Source organism: Pontibacter sp. HJ8, assembly GCF_054824225.1.
Map to the genome: position 1 here is coordinate 1 of NZ_JSYF01000267.1, position 16189 is coordinate 16189.

A 16189-nucleotide genomic window follows, 5' to 3' on the forward strand; every position below is an offset into this window, starting at 1 on the left:
ATCCTATTTTATGCATGTTGTAGTTTTTTGTTTTAAATTCCTCAAATAGTGACTATGGTAAAACTTTACTAAACAATGCAGCAGCTGTGGCAGTCGATAGCGGAAACGTTGACGCTTCTCGCCATACGCCATTTTACTGCAGGGAAACTGCTACAATCTTGCGGTACATGCCAACGTTGGTATAAGTTAGCATAAAACAAGACAATTTTAAAATTCAAATATTTAGTTAATCAATACGTATGGCAGATTTCTTTTAAAACTTTGAAAACACCTAAACCCAATTCCTAATTAACAATATGAAACCAATCGAAGGCTGCCGTATGACCAGCAGGGCCCTTGGCCGTTAAACCAACACGTACCCCTCTATCCCAGGGCGGAAGGTAAGAAGCGTCTATCTTGTTACCGTCGTTGAGCAGATTCCAGGCTTCGCCATTGGTACTCCAACCAAACTGCATCTGGTCGCCGTTAGTGGTGACCAGCCTCAACTGCATCAAATCCTCGCTGGGTGCCGCTGTCTTAGCAATCAAACGCAGGGTGCCTGCTTTAAGAGACCATAGAATGATTTCCCTGCCTTGCAACGCTATCCCCACGGCATTATCATGATCACCTATGGCGGTGAGGCCAGCCATGGTCCCATTCTGAACAGAAGAACGGCTTAAAGCAGCAGTAGCGGTATAATTGGCTTGCATGGTACGTTTGGCTAGTACAGTGCCTAATTTGTCAGGAGAAGCTTTCAACAGCAAGGTACCGGTTGCATTGGGCTCCAAGGTATAGGACACTTGCTGTCCTACCGGCCACTGCCAAGTTTTGGCCAGTTGCCCGGAGTTAAACTCTTCCTTCGTGTCCTGCCCCTTCGACAGGCTGCTGTTCTGGCTTACCTGCACGAGGGCAGTTGTACTGGGTGCATTATTTTCAAAGTATGGCCAGTTATCATCCCCCCACTCTATTTTATCCAACACACCCTGACGACCGGGGTATACCGTACTCTTGGCACTATAGGCATGGTACAGAAAGTAGTCATTCCCATTCGCATCAGACACCACAGTTCCATGGCCGGGGCACTTCCACGCCTCATTCTGCAGGATGATGGGGTTCTTCTCATGCTTCTCCCATGGTCCTTTTAAACTTCTGGCACGCGCCACGCCCACGGCATACGCGCACTCGCGCCCGCAGCATTTGTCGCCAGCATAGAACATGAAGTAATAGTCGCCGCGCTTGATGATGGCGGGGCCTTCTACGACTCCTCCCTCCCAGGTGCCGGCGTCGTTGCGGATCAGCTCAAATTTTTCACCTGTCAAAGCGGTGCGTTCTTCGTTCATGCGCTGTCCCCAGATCGGCGTAGGCAGTCCCCGGCTGTTACCATCTTCCTTCCATACCAAGTATAGGTCCCCTTTTCCGTCTCTTATCTCAAACCCGTCGATTGAGCCCACCTCCTGGCATACCAGCGGGCCATGGTCGGTGTAGGGGCCTGTCGGGCTGGTGGCACTGGCAACGCCCACGCACAGGTTGCCGCCTTTCTTCTTGGCAGTGTAGTAGATGTAGTACCTGCCGTTTTCGTAGGCTATCTCAGGGGCCCAAAAGTGTGCCTCCGCCCAATCGGGCAGTTTATCAGGGAAAACGTGCCCTACCGTCTCCCAATCCACCAGGTTCCTGGAATGCAGCAGCGGAAACAGGGGTGCCCATTCCGAGGAGGTAGCGGTTGCCCAGTAGTTGTCCCCCACCCGCACTGCGGAAGGATCGGCATAATCACCTGCAAGAACGGGGTTAGTATAGCTGATGGTGCTGGTAGCAGCAGGTACGCTGGCAACAGTTTTCTGAGTGGCTACCGGGTTGCTGCTACAGGAAAATCCTATCAATACCACCAGGTACAGAAGCGCATGTTCCACCTGTATGCGGGTTGTTGTTGAGAATGAGATCATGCCTTCAATTTAAATTATTTTTTATTTTAAGGGAAATATAAGCTGAGCGGTTGTAGAGGGACTACCTGATTCCACAACAGGCCAACCATCCTGGCAAGTTACTTTGTCCAGGAGCATCACGCAACCTCCGTCCTGGTTGTTGGCATCTATGGCATGATGACTATGCAGTCCTACCCGGCATCGTGCGGGAGAGAAAAGTGGAAGAATATTCTTTGAGCCTCTAGGAGTGGAAAATCTTTTACATGGGTTGGAAGAAGTAGCACCTAAAAAAACCTCTTGTCTAACTTAGACAAGAGGTTTCTATTTGATGTTAACCTAAAATAGAATAAGGTATGGTTACTAATTCAACTAAACTAGTAAACAACCATCTTTACAAGGCGCCTGCTTTGATCTCATCCACCACATCCGGATCGAGGAGTGTGGACGTATCGCCCAGGTTAGAGGTATCGCCTTCGGCTACTTTGCGCAGGATACGGCGCATGATCTTGCCGGATCTTGTTTTAGGCAACCCACTCACAATCTGTATCTTGTCCGGCTTGGCGATCTTACCGATCTTCTCTACCACGGTTTCGATGATCTCGGCACGCAGCCACTCTTCGCGCTGCGGCGTCTCTTTGCAGATCACAAAAGCGTAGATGCCCTGTCCTTTTACATCATGTGGATAACCTACCACTGCCGATTCGATCACGTGCTCGTTGTGGTTGATGGCATCTTCAATCTCGGCCGTACCGAAACGGTGACCGGATACGTTGATCACATCATCCACACGACCGATAATGCGGTATAGCCCATCTTTGTCACGCTTGGCACCGTCGCCGGTAAAGTATAGCCCTTTGTAAGTCGAGAAGTAGCTCAGGCGGGCACGCTCATGGTCGCCATACGTAGTCCGGATCATGCCGGGCCACGGGAACTTCATGCACAGGTAGCCTTCCACATCATTGTCTGTGATCTCGTTGCCTTCCGCGTCTACCAGGATCGGCTGAATGCCAGGCAAGGGGTAAGCGGCGTGTGCGGGTTTGGTCGGTGTGACATTGGCCAGCGATGAGATCATGATACCGCCCGTTTCGGTCTGCCACCAGGTGTCTACCACCGGGCAGCGCTCTTTGCCGACGTGAGTATGGTACCAGTGCCAGGCCTCTTCGTTGATGGGTTCTCCTACGGAGCCCAGCACTTTGAGTGAGTCCAGACTGTAAGAGAGCACATCGTCGATGTCGCCTCCCATCAGCGAGCGGATAGCCGTAGGCGCGGTATAGAAGATGGTGACGCCGAACTTATCGCATACCTGCCAGAAGCGGCCCATATCCGGGTAGGTAGGCACGCCTTCAAACATCAGCGTGGTAGCACCCGAAAGCAGCGGACCGTAGAGCAGGTAGGTATGGCCGGTTACCCAGCCAATGTCGGCCGTACACCAGTAGATATCACTCTCTTCGTACTGGAATACATTTTTGAAGCTGTACTGGGCATACACCATGTAGCCGCCACAGGTATGCACTACTCCTTTTGGTTTTCCTGTTGAGCCGGAGGTATAGAGGATGAAGAGCATGTCTTCTGCGTCCATCTCCTCGGCAGGGCAGTCTTTGCTTACGTCTTTCACTTCGTCGTGGTACCACACGTCGCGGCCTTCCACCATGTTCACGGCCCAGCCCAGACGCTCCACGACGATCACGCGCTTCACTGAATCACATTTTTCCAGGGCCTCATCCACCACCCGCTTCACCGGTATCTGCTTGGCTCCGCGGTTCAGGCCATCCGAGGTGAGCACGATGTTGCACTGGGCATCGTTGATGCGGTCGGCCATGGCTACGGCTGAGAAGCCGGCAAACACAACAGAATGAATAGCGCCAATACGGGCGCAGGCCAGCACCGCAAAAGCCAGCTCCGGTATCATGGGCATGTAGATGCAGATGCGGTCTCCTTTTTTGGCGCCGTTCTTTTTGAGCACATTGGCAAACTGGCATACCTTCTCGTGCAGTTCCTTGTAGGTATAGCGCACAAAACGTTCCTTCGGATCGTTGGGCTCCCAGATCAGGGCAAGCTTATTGCCGCGGGTTTTGAGGTGGCGGTCCAGGCAATTTTCGGTAATGTTGAGCTTTCCGCCCTGGAACCACTTTATATTCGGCTCTTCAAAATTCCATTCAAGTGTTTTGTCCCACTTTTTGCGCCAGGTAAAGTCTTCGGCTATATTGGCCCAAAACCCTTCCGGGTCCTCTACGCTGCGCTTATAGGTTTCTTCGTATTCTTCATAAGTCTTGATCTGATGGTTAGGCATGATTCCAGATGTGTTTAGGTGTTTAAAGATGCATAATTATGTTAGCGGATAAAGGCATTTCCGATGCCCCGTTTCCTCAGGTTGTCATGTATTTCAGTCAGTATGGCCGGGTCGTCAATCGTTGAAGGCACGGCATAATGGTCTCCATCCGCTATGTTGCGCAGGATCTTGCGGAGTACTTTTCCGGAGCGGGTTTTGGGAAGCCGTTTTACGATCAGGGCGTTCCTGAAATAAGCCACCGCTCCGATTTTCTCCCGTATCGTTGCCACCAGCTCCTGCTCCAGCTGGCTTTCGCTTATCTCCTGCCCGTCTTTGAGCACGACCAATCCAATAGGGCGCTGGCCCCGCAAATCATCGGCTATACCTACCACAGCACACTCAGCCACAGCCGGATGCGCCGCCACCATCTCCTCCATCTCGCCGGTAGAGAGGCGGTGCCCGGACACGTTGATCACATCGTCTATGCGACCCATGATATAAATATAGCCATCTTCATCCAAATAGCCACCGTCGCCGGTCATGTAATAGCCCGGAAATCGTTCGAGATAAGATTTGAAAAAGCGCTCGTCGTCCTGCCACAAGGTAGGCAGGCAACCCGGAGGCAGCGGCAGTCTGACGGCCACGTAGCCTTCCTGGGCAGGTATAAGCTCCTGCCCTTCTTCGTTCAGAATCTCTACTTTATACCCGCAGACCGGCTTGCCCGCAGAACCCGGCCGGGCAGGCAGTATCCCGTAGCCTACCATATTAGCCACCATCGGCCAGCCCGACTCTGTCTGCCACCAGTGGTCGATCACCGGAACACGTAGCAGGTCTTTGGCCCAGTAGTAGGTAGCCGGATCGCAGCGTTCGCCGGCCAGGAACAGGTAGCGGAGCGAGGGCAGGTCATATTTGATCTTCTGTATCCCGTCCGGGTCTTCTTTTTTGATGGCACGAATGGCGGTAGGCGCTGTAAAGAGCACTTTGACATCGTGCTGCATGATCACGCGCCAGAAAGTACCGGCATCCGGCGTGCGCACCGGCTTGCCTTCGAAGAGCACGGTGGTGCAACCGTGAAAGAGCGGTGCGTAGACCAGGTAGGAGTGCCCCACAGCCCAGCCTACATCGGAAGCTGCCCAGAACACATCCCCCGGATCGACATTGTAGACCGCTTTCATACTATACTTCAGCGCAACCGCATGGCCGCCATTGTCGCGAATGATGCCCTTGGGCCGGCCGGTTGTTCCGGAGGTATAGAGCACATAGAGCGGATCGTGTGCATCTACCGGAACGCACTCGGTTGGCTCTGCCTGCTGCAGCACTTCCATGTAGTCCAGGTCGCGGTCCGGCTGCATGTCGGCCTGCACATAGGGGCGCTGCAGGATGATGGTATGGCTTGGCTTGTGCTGACTCTTTTGCAGGGCTTCGTCCAGGAGTGGCTTGTAGGGAATGTATTTATCGAACTCGATGCCGCAGGAGGCCGAAATCACAACCTTGGGTTTGGCATCGTCAATGCGAACCGTGAGTTCGTGGGGGGCAAAGCCACCGAAAACCACTGAGTGGATGGCACCCAGACGCGCACAGGCCAGCATGGCCACCACGGCCTCCGGAATCACCGGCATGTAGATCACCACCGTATCGCCTTTGCCTACCCCCAGGCCCCGCAACGCGCCCGCAAAACGCGCCACCAGGTCACGAAACTCGCGGTAACTGTACTTGCGTATGGTATGGGTCACAGGCGAGTCGTAGATCAGGGCGGTCTGGTCGGCACGGCCATTGTCTACATGGTAGTCCAGGGCCAGGTAAGCGGTGTTGAGTTTCCCGCCTGCAAACCAACGGTAAAAACCATGCTCGTCTGTGGTGAGTATCTGCTGTGGCTTTTCAAACCAGGCAATCTGCCTGGCCTGTTCGCTCCAGAAGGTTTCCGGATCCGTTATGCTCCTGGTATAGGCATCGGCATACGAATTGTTGGGCTGGGTTGATGTCTCCATGGTTCCGATCTTAAGTTTTGCACTCCGTTCTGCGTCAGCTTTTTAGGCATGTGTTTCTGTACCTCTCATCATGTATGTATACGTTGGCAGGGGCTGTACCTTTCACGGGCAACACAAAAGAAAAATCCGGCCTCCTTGTCCGGCTCACTTTCTACCTATACCTGGTGCGATTCATTTTTTGGGCATGGCGCGCCGGAGAAGATCCGTCAGGTTTTGGCTTTGTAGCGCATACCTGAAACCGGAGAGTTTTGAGAGTTAGGAAGTTTGGGAGTTAGAAATTGAAATAGAAGGGTAAATTTAGTTTTGCCTTTTTTGCGCGATCACTTGTTGGAACACTTAGAGTTTCAGCACAACACTTTGTCAGAAATCCTGTGTTTGATACATTGATCCTTGTTTCTTTCCTTAGATGGCTGACCGGCGGAAGCCACGCGGTCAACCATCTAACAATTTAACAATTTAACAATTCAACAATTAAAACTTAATGCCCTGCTACGGCTTCACCCGCACCGCGTGGTATGCGGATATCCTCAATGAGTTCCTGAATATGAGCTGGCGGAGCAGGCGTGAACCGGGATACGATATACGATACTGCAAAATTCAGAATCATACCCAATGTGCCTATACCTTCGGGCGAAATGCCCAGGAGCCAGTTATCCGGTGTGTTGGCAGCCGGGTTCACAAACTTGAAGTAGGAAATATAACCAAGCGTAAATACCAGGCCCGTAACCATACCCCAGATCGCCCCCTGCTTGTTCATGGTCTTCGAGAAAATACCCATAATGATAACCGGAAAGAACGAGGCGGCCGCCAGCCCGAAGGCAAAGGCCACCACTTCCGCTACAAAACCGGGTGGTCTGATGCCGAAATATCCGGCAACGATCACGGCAACCGCAGCGGCCACACGGGCTGCCATCAGCTCGTTTTTCTCCGAAATATCCGGCAGGAAAGACTTTTTGAGCAAGTCGTGGGAAATAGATGTGGAAATGACCAACAACAGACCGGCCGCTGTAGAAAGCGCCGCAGCCAGCCCGCCGGCGGCCACCAGGGCGATCACCCAGTTGGGCAACTGTGCGATCTCGGGGTTAGCCAGCACCATGATGTCCTTGTCGATGGTCAGCTCATTTATAGCCGGGTCTTTTACATACTGGATGCGGCCGTCGCCATTCTTATCGTCCACGCCGATCAGCTTTGTTTTCTGCCAGTTGCTCACCCAGGACGGCATATCGGCAATAGGCTGGTTGCTCGTGGTCTGCAGCATGTTGTACATACCAAAAGCCCCTACAGCAGGAGCCGTCGTATACAGGATGGCAATAAATACCAGGGCATATCCGGCAGACATACGGGCATCTTTCACTTTCGGAACGGTAAAAAAACGCACGATCACGTGGGGCAGACCGGCCGTGCCGACCATCAGAGCCGCCGTGATAAAGAATACATCGATGGTGGATTTGCTGCCGTCGGTATAGGCTGTAAAGCCCAGTGCCGGCAGCAAGCCATCGAGCTTATCCAACAGGTAGGTGCCATCCTGCAAGGTGCCACCCAACCCCAGTTGCGGAACCGGATTACCTGTCAGCATCATCGACAGGAAGATCGCCGGCACCATGTACGCAAAGATCAGCACGCAATACTGCGCCACTTGGGTATAGGTAATGCCTTTCATGCCACCCAGCACCGCATAAAACAACACGATGACCATGCCGATGACCACACCGGTCTCGATCTGAACTTCCAGGAAGCGCGAGAACACGATCCCGACGCCCCGCATCTGGCCGGCTACATAGGTAAAGGAGATAAAGATGGCACACACCACAGCCACCAGGCGGGCGGTTTTGGAGTAATAGCGTTCCCCCACAAAATCCGGCACCGTGAACCTGCCAAACTTGCGCAGGTAGGGCGCCAGCAACAGCGCCAGCAGCACGTAGCCTCCCGTCCAGCCCATCAGGTATACCGAGCCGTCGTAGCCCATAAACGAGATCAGGCCGGCCATGGAAATAAAGGAGGCAGCCGACATCCAGTCAGCGGCAGTGGCCATGCCGTTTGCCAGCGGACTAACCCCGCCGCCTGCTACATAAAACTCTTTTGTTGATCCGGCGCGCGACCAGATCGCAATGCCGATGTAGAGGGCAAAGCTCAGCCCTACGATGATGTATGTCCAGGTTAAGATATCCATTTTAGCTTGCTTGTTGATCGTGGAAATTAATCTTCGTGTACATCAAATTCACGGTCCAGCCTGTTCATCAGCCACACGTAAATAAAAATGATCAGCACAAACATGTAGATGGCCCCTTGCTGGGCAAACCAGAAACCCAGCTTGAAGCCTCCCAGCCTGAACTGGTTCAGCTCATCGACCAGCAGGATACCGAACACGTAGGACACGGTGAACCAGAGTCCCAGCAGCGTTAGCAGAATCCGGACATTGCGCTGCCAGTATTCCTGCATTCTGTTCTTGTTATTTTCCATCGGAATAAAGTGTAGTGTTTAAAAGTGTTTGGAGCTCAGTCATAGGCTGTGGTGTGATAACAGGTCTATACCTCAAGTTGATCGGGCAACTTAAGAAATATCTTAGCAAAAAACTATATTCGCATACCTGTGTTGATCAATGCCTTACCAGTACTTTCTTTGAATAGAATGGCCTCTAAAAAGGTATAGCCTGACCAGCTAGTGGCCAGGCTATACCTGCTTTGTTAGAATTTTGCGAGCGATCAGGATACTTACATATCCCGCACGCTTACGATGACGTCGTTGTACTCCTCCACCCGGTCCAGGAAACTTACGATCTTCTGGCCAACCTCCTCCGGGGATGCCAGTTCCCCTTTGGCTTTATAGTCGATGAACTTTTCAACGGAACTGAACTTCGCGGCATCAGACTCGCGGATGTGCTCCTGCATGGCGGTATCCACCACGCCTGGCGACAGGGAATACACCCTTACGCCGGTGCCCCGTATCTCCTGCTCCTTTTGCACCGTCAGCGAGAGCATGTCGATGGCCGCTTTGGATGCGCAGTAGCTGGCCCAGCCATCGATGGGGTACTGGCCGGCTCCGGAGCTGATGTTCACCACAACCTTGGGCACCTGACGCGCCTGGTATACCTGCAGGAAAGTATTCATCAGCATGGCAGGCACGACAACGTTAACATCGAATACAAACTCAAAGCGCTCATTCGGCATACCTTCTCCCACATACCCGATATCACCGATCACACCGGCATTGTTGATCAGCACCAGTTTCTCTGCGTCCGGGTAAGGGATAAACACCTTCTGCAGGTTGTGCTCCACGGCAGGTATATCCGAAAAGTCCAGGGGCTGGTGGCGGTAGTGCCTGTGTTTTATGCTGCTGCTTCTGGATACGCCGATCACAGAGTTGTTTTTATCTTTTAAAAGCTCTTCTGCAATCGCTTTGCCTATTCCTTTGCTGGCCCCGGTGATGAAGTAGTAGTTCATTTTTTAAATTACGAATTATGAATTACGAGTTACGAATGAAAGATATCCTGAAAGCCTTTTGCTATCAACAACTTTCTAAGCTTCTTTCAAATATAAGTTACTACGGGAACCGCAAAAAGAAAGATGGCGCCCCTGCCAAAGCAAAAGCGCCATCTTGTAAAGTATAAATACCAGCGTCATGGAAATACCTTCCACGCCACTTTTTATACTTTACAGCTCATTCATAATTCTTAATTCGTAATTAAAGTATATACTGGCTCAGGTCGCGGTTTTTCACCATATCGGCCAGGCGCTCCAGCACCATCTCGCGGGTGACCACGATGTGAGCGTTGGCTCCGATCTTGTCCGGCACGTCGAAGAGGATGTCGTTGAGCAGGCGGCTCATCACCGTGTGCAGCCTGCGGGCGCCGATGTTCTCCACTTCCGAGTTCACCTCGAAGGCGATGGAAGCGATCTCATCCAGGGCTTCGTCGGCAAAGCTCAGCTCTACCTGCTCGGCTTGCAGCAAGGCCACATACTGTTTGGTCAGGGCATTTTTCGGGAACTTGAGTATCTGGTAGAAATCTTCCTTGGTCAGGCTCTGCAGCTCGACACGGATCGGGAAGCGGCCCTGCAACTCAGGTATAAGATCGGAAGGCTTGGCCACGTGGAACGCACCGGCAGCAATGAACAGGATATGGTCCGTGTTGATGACGCCATACTTGGTGTTAACCGTGGAGCCCTCCACGATCGGCAGCAGGTCGCGCTGCACCCCTTCGCGGCTCACATCCGGGCCGCCGCCGCCCTTTTTGCTGGAACTGGCTACCTTGTCGATCTCATCGATGAAGATCACGCCCGAGTTCTCGGCCTTGAAGATCGCTTCTTCCTTCACCTCATCCATGTCGATGAGTTTGGCAGCTTCTTCTTCCAGCAAGATTTTACGTGCTTCGGCAATCGTGACCTTACGCTTTTTGGTCTTCTTGGGCATCATGCCACTGATCATCTCCTGGATGTTCATCATGGAGGCCTCGTCCATACCCGGTCCCATCACGCCCATACCCGGCATCGCGCTCTGCTGAATGCGGATCTCGATTTTGCGGTCTTCCAGTTCGCCGTTGCGGATCTTCTCCCGGAATTTATCCCGCGTACGCTCGTTGAGTTCGTAATCGTTGTCGGGCATCGCATTCGGATCTGTAGAAGAATAACCCGGTGTAGAGCGCCCTCCCTGAATAGGCGGGATGAGTGCGTCCAGGATGATGTCTTCCACCACTTCGGCCGCCTTCTGCTTCACTTCTTCTTTTTTGCGGGTCTTCACCATGTTCACCGACTGCTCTACCAGGTCGCGCACCATGCTTTCCACGTCGCGGCCTACATAGCCTACTTCCGTGAACTTGGATGCCTCCACCTTGGTGAAAGGCGCATCGGCGATGTTGGCCAGGCGACGGGCTATTTCCGTTTTGCCCACACCGGTTGCCCCGATCATCAGAATGTTGTTAGGAACGATCTCTTTGCGCATGCTCTCATCAGCGTTCATGCGGCGCCAGCGGTTACGCAGCGCGATGGCTACATTGCGTTTGGCATCGTTTTGCCCGATGATATATTTATCCAGCTCCGCTACAATCTGGGCTGGTGTTAAGTGCTCTATTGAATCTAACATTTTTAATCTTTTAATTTAAAAAAACGGCGGCCTGTCCTGCCGACTACCTGCTGCCTTACTCTTTGCTTCTTCTCTTCAGGAATGTGCCGGTATCCGTGCTGAGGGTAACGTAATGGCTGGCGCCGGAAGGATGAAAAAAGGCACTGCCATAGTTGAGCTCAAAGGCCCGCACACGTAACATCATTCCCAGCGAAAACCCGGCTCCCCCGGCATTGCTGTCGAGCCGGAGCTCCTTTCTGCGCAAGTGGTTGTATCCGGCCCGCACCTGAAAGTTCTTGCTGAAAATAAACTCGGATCCTACCACAAAGTGCCGGGCAATCTTATCGCCCAGTTTCTTCTCTTCCTTCACCTCGTTGCCGTCGGCATCCAGGTTGCCCCGCTCATTCGGGTCTAGGTATACAACGTCAAACTGGTAGAGGTGGTGTGCTGTCAGCGATAACCTGACCGGCATGTGCTGCGGCTTATAGCTTACCCCCAACTGTGCATCAAAGGGCATAGCCTGCCGCTCTGCCCCATCAAATGTCCGCACCTGGTATCCCATATTCTTAAACGCAAGTCCTACGCTCAGGTCCTGCTCCGGGTGCTGAAAAACACCGCCCACATCGGCTAAAAGGCCGATGGCCTTGCTACCTGCCATACTGGAGACAGCTACTTTTGCGGTGGCTCCTATCGTAAACGCTTCGGCTTGCCGGGCGTGGCTCAGACTGAAGGTATAGTCGTTCACCGAAAAACTTCCCTCTTCCATACCTGTAGCGTCGCGCTGCACGAAGTCCCCGTAATTGAGGTAGTTCAGGCCGGCTGCCCATCTGCCCAGGCGTGCTGTATTAAACCCATACGCCACATTGCTCTGCTTGATATCGGCCAGGTACCCGGCATAGCTCAGCGAAAGCTGCCGGTCCATCTCCGGGTTGAGCAAGGCGGGATTGGATGCGACCATGTTCACGTCGTGTCCCGGCGCACTCACATTCACCCCTCCCAGCGCGGCAAGCCGTGCATGGGCAGGCAGTTGCAGGAACGGAAAGCCGCGCTGCCCTCCCACCTGCGCCTGCGCCATGAGCGGGAGGCTCAAGAGGAGAACAAATATCCGGGCTGCCGCTTTGTGCATGAAGCGTAGGTGTTAGTTGCCCGACTTCACTTCCTCCGTCACCGTCAGGTCAAGCGGATATTTCACTTTCTGTTTCAGCAGGGCTATTTTGATCACATCGTCCACGCGGTCCACATAGTGGATGGTTAGCCCCTTGACGTACTGATCGGGAATTTCGTTGATGTCCTTCTTATTTTTCTGGCACAGGATGATATCGGTAATACCGGCGCGCTTGGCAGCCAGGATCTTCTCTTTGATACCTCCTACCGGCAACACCTTGCCCCGAAGCGTGATCTCCCCCGTCATCGCCAGGCGCGACTTCACCTTGCGCTGCGTAAACACGGAGGCAATGGACGTGAAGATGGCTATACCTGCCGACGGGCCGTCTTTCGGCACAGCGCCTTCCGGGAAGTGGATGTGCAGGTCGTATTGCTCAAATATGCGGTAATCGATGTTGAGCAGGTTGGCATGCGCCCGCAGGTAAGAGAGCGCCGTCATGGCCGACTCTTTCATCACATCCCCCAGCTGCCCCGACAGCGTCAGTTTGCCTTTGCCTTTGCTCAGGATGGATTCAATGAAGAGGATATCGCCTCCCACGGAGGTCCAGGCCAGGCCTGTTACAACACCCGCCGTATCGATGTCCTGGTAGATCTCTTTATCGAACGTCTCGGAACCCAGTATCTTCACCACGTCTTCCGGTTTGATGGCCGGGATAAATTCCTCCTCCATCGCCTTGTGCTTGGCCGTGTTGCGCACCAGCTGTCCGATCTTGCGCTCCAGGCTACGCACTCCCGACTCGCGGGTATAGTCTTCGATCACTTTCTGGAGGGTGGCTTTTGGCATCTTCACATCTTCTTCCTCCAGGCCATGGTCTTTGACCTGCTTGGGCACCAGGTGGCGCCTGGCGATCTCGGTCTTTTCTTCCATGGTATAGCCGGTCAGCTCAATGATTTCCATACGGTCGCGCAGGGCAGGCTGTATGGTATCCAACGAGTTGGCAGTGGCGATGAAGAGCACCTTCGAGAGGTCATACTCTACATCCAGGTAGTTGTCCATGAAGGTATGGTTCTGCTCCGGATCCAGCACCTCCAGCAAGGCAGAGGACGGATCGCCCCGGAAGTCGGAAGCCAGCTTGTCGATCTCATCGAGTATGATCACCGGGTTGGAAGAACCCACTTTTTTGATCTGGCTGATGATCTTGCCCGGCATAGCGCCCACGTAGGTGCGGCGGTGGCCGCGAATTTCTGCTTCGTCCCGAACGCCCCCCAGTGACATTCTGACATAGTTACGTCCCAGGGCGGTGGCAATAGAACGGCCGAGTGAAGTCTTGCCTACGCCCGGAGGGCCATACAGGCAAAGAATGGGCGCCTTCATATCACTCTTCAGCTTCAGCACCGCCAGGTATTCAATGATGCGCTCCTTTACCTTCTCCAGGCCATAGTGGTCGGCATCCAGTATCTTTTTGGTACGCTTGAGGTTGAAGTTGTCTTTGGTCGTCTCGTTCCAGGGCAGGTCAAGCATGAACTCGATGTAGTTCACCGCTACCGGGTACTCGGCAGCCTGCGGGTTGAGGCGGGCGAGGCGTTCGATCTCTTTGTTAAAATGCTTCGAAACCGGCTCGGGCCACTTCTTTTTGGCGGCACGCTCCCGGAAACGCTCGATCTCCTGGTCGGGCCCCTCCTGCCCCAGTTCGTCCTGCAGCACCTTGATCTGCTGGCGCAGGAAGTAGTCGCGCTGCTGTTGGTCCAGGTCCGTGTGCACTTTGGTATGGATCTCCTGCTTGAGCTCCAGCAGCTGGATTTCGCGCAGCATGATCTCCAGTAACTGGGTGCCACGCTCCACGCCGTCGTTCACTTCCAGCAGCTTTTGCTTCTGGGCTACATCCACGTTCAGGTTGGAAGAAAGGAAGTGCGTCAGGAAGCTGGGGCTGTCGATGTTGTCGAGTGCCACCTGTGCCTCCTGCGGAATTTCCGGATTGAGTTTCAGCATCTTGGCGGCCGCATCTTTGAGCGAATGCACCAGTGCCTTTACCTCTTTGCTCTTCTTGTTGGGGAAGGTGTCTTTGCAATAGCTTATCCGGGCGGTCAGGAAAGGATCCTCCTGCGTGATCTCTTCTATTTTGAAGCGGCTCTGCCCTTGTATGATGATGGTCGTATTGCCATCGGGCAGCACCAGCATTTTCAGGATCTTGGCCATGGTACCAATCCCAAACAGATCTTCGCTGCCCGGATCGTCACTCGTGGTATTTAGCTGGGCTACTACGCCGATGGTCTTATCGCCTTTGTGGGCTTTTCGCACGAGTCGTACGGACTTCTTGCGGCTTACAGTAATCGGCAGTACCACACCCGGAAAAAGCACCGTGTTACGAACAGCCAGTATGGGAAGTTCGTCGGGCATATCCTCCGGCAGCAACTCCTCCTCCGGGTCTGTGGTTATGACCGGGATAATATCATCACTATCGTCTACAGACATATCTCCTAACAAAAGGTTATGCAAAAAATTCTTTAGTGTATAATTCATAGGTTGTATCAGTGCCATATTGACATAAAGATAGCGCTAAACTAGGTTTATGACAGGAGCTACTATTATAGTCAAGACCTGTGCCAATAGCTACCGTATACCTATATTGTCTCAAGGATGCCATTGGAAAGGCTGCTTCGGTTAAATTTACAAGCTATTTCCTAGTTCGTTTCAAAAATATACCTCAAAAAATAATATCTTTGGTTTCAGGTGACATTCCCTGTGCCGATGAAACGACTCTACTCACTAGCTTTTCTTCTATTCTATTTCCTGCTGCCGGTCCTCTGCAACGGCCAGCTGAAATATGTGCCTCTGGAAACGGGACCTGCTGCAAAAGTCAAAAAAAAGGCGCCCAGCCAGCAAATGCACTTGGATTTTCCCAATTTAAACAAGATCTCCTACTATAACGACCGCAAGAAGTTGTCGGAGATACAGCGGTTAGAGAAAAGAAAACAGTATGCGCAGGCCCTACCCCTGCTCGAAGCCTATGTACGTAATTTCGGGATAGAGAACTTTTACAAAAACACAAAATTACTGTGGCGCCTCGGACAGTTATACGAGCGACAGGACAAGCTGCCGCAGGCGATGGAGGTGTACCGCCTGGCTCTCAAGCACCACCGCACCGATATCAGACAAATCCAGTCGTACTACGACTCGCTCGAGCAGAACACCAAAGACTATTATGTGCCCCTGAGCTACTACTACGAACTGGTAGAATACCGCAAGTCACTGACGACCTACAAGCCGCCTCGCGGGGTATACCTGAACATGGGCAATGGCATCAACTCGCCTTATGAAGACTACGGCCCTACACTGGGTGCCGACAACAATACGCTGCTCTTTACCTCCAAGCGCAACATTCAAGGGCTGACCGACAAGCCCAATGAAGACCTCTATTACGCCAATAAATCAAACGAATTCTGGAGTGAGGCACAGTCTTTCGGAAAGCCCATCAACAGCATTTACAACGAAGGCTCCGCTTGTCTCAGCCGCGACGGCAAGACCTTATACTTTGCCCGCTGCGAGTCTCCGGACGGCTTCGGCAACTGCGATCTGTACAAAGCCACCTTACAACCGGATGGTACCTGGCATGAAATAGAAAACCTGGGAGCGAGCGTCAACACGTCTGCCTGGGATTCTCAGCCTACCCTTTCGCCCAACGAGGACACGCTCTACTTTGCCTCCGACAGATTGGGCGGCTTTGGTTTGTCGGATATCTACTATACCTACAAACAGCAGAACGGCAATTGGGCTCCGGCCCGGAACATGGGCCCGATCGTGAACACGCGCCAGAGCGAGGTAAGCCCCTTCTTCCACCCGCTCTACCAGGTGCTGTACTTCAGCTCACGGGGTC

The 16189-nt window shown here is 53.0% G+C and carries 10 protein-coding genes and 1 pseudogene; 2 read left to right on the top strand and 9 right to left on the bottom strand.

Features of this window, described 5'->3' with window-relative positions:
- Window positions 1-284 precede the first annotated feature (284 nt).
- The 3 genes from OB13_RS12440 to OB13_RS12450 all read right to left on the bottom strand — a co-directional run bounded on the left by OB13_RS12440 (window position 285) and on the right by OB13_RS12450 (window position 6155).
- Entirely contained in the window at window positions 285-1919 is a 1635-nt protein-coding gene (locus OB13_RS12440) for a family 43 glycosylhydrolase (RefSeq protein WP_461490492.1), read from the bottom strand.
- A gap of 370 nt (window positions 1920-2289) precedes the next feature.
- On the bottom strand, window positions 2290-4188 hold the full coding sequence (gene acs / locus OB13_RS12445) for an acetate--CoA ligase (RefSeq protein WP_461490493.1): 1899 nt from the start codon (window positions 4186-4188) through the stop codon (window positions 2290-2292).
- 41 nt (window positions 4189-4229) lie between these two features.
- On the bottom strand, window positions 4230-6155 hold the full coding sequence (locus OB13_RS12450) for a propionyl-CoA synthetase (protein WP_461490494.1): 1926 nt from the start codon (window positions 6153-6155) through the stop codon (window positions 4230-4232).
- Between the two features lie 74 nt (window positions 6156-6229).
- On the opposite strand from OB13_RS12450, the gene OB13_RS12455 reads away from it, so the two are divergent.
- On the top strand, window positions 6230-6391 hold the full coding sequence (locus tag OB13_RS12455) for a hypothetical protein (RefSeq protein ID WP_461490495.1): 162 nt from the start codon (window positions 6230-6232) through the stop codon (window positions 6389-6391).
- A 242-nt stretch (window positions 6392-6633) separates the two neighbouring features.
- Here OB13_RS12455 and OB13_RS12460 read toward each other — a convergent pair whose 3' ends face one another.
- The 6 genes from OB13_RS12460 to lon all read right to left on the bottom strand — a co-directional run bounded on the left by OB13_RS12460 (window position 6634) and on the right by lon (window position 14835).
- Entirely contained in the window at window positions 6634-8325 is a 1692-nt protein-coding gene (locus tag OB13_RS12460) for a sodium:solute symporter family protein (RefSeq protein ID WP_461490496.1), read from the bottom strand.
- Between the two features lie 26 nt (window positions 8326-8351).
- The gene (locus tag OB13_RS12465) at window positions 8352-8615 is read right to left on the bottom strand and encodes a DUF4212 domain-containing protein (RefSeq protein ID WP_461490497.1); all 264 of its coding nucleotides are present in this window, start codon (window positions 8613-8615) and stop codon (window positions 8352-8354) included.
- A 251-nt stretch (window positions 8616-8866) separates the two neighbouring features.
- Window positions 8867-9595 carry an SDR family NAD(P)-dependent oxidoreductase gene (locus OB13_RS12470; protein WP_461490498.1) on the bottom strand — a complete coding sequence of 243 codons (729 nt, stop codon included), beginning with the start codon at window positions 9593-9595 and terminating at the stop codon, window positions 8867-8869.
- A gap of 241 nt (window positions 9596-9836) precedes the next feature.
- Window positions 9837-11231, bottom strand: a complete 1395-nt coding sequence (hslU, locus tag OB13_RS12475) for an ATP-dependent protease ATPase subunit HslU (protein WP_461490499.1) — start codon at window positions 11229-11231, stop codon at window positions 9837-9839.
- 55 nt (window positions 11232-11286) lie between these two features.
- Window positions 11287-12336 (bottom strand): type IX secretion system protein PorQ, encoded by a 1050-nt coding sequence (gene porQ / locus OB13_RS12480; protein ID WP_461490500.1) that lies wholly within the window; start codon window positions 12334-12336, stop codon window positions 11287-11289.
- A 12-nt stretch (window positions 12337-12348) separates the two neighbouring features.
- Window positions 12349-14835, bottom strand: coding sequence for an endopeptidase La (lon, locus tag OB13_RS12485; RefSeq protein WP_461490501.1), 2487 nt, complete (start codon window positions 14833-14835; stop codon window positions 12349-12351).
- Window positions 14836-15063: 228 nt separating this feature from the next.
- Here lon and OB13_RS12490 point away from each other — a divergent pair.
- Window positions 15064-16189 (top strand): annotated as a pseudogene (locus OB13_RS12490) (OmpA family protein); the annotation flags it as partial.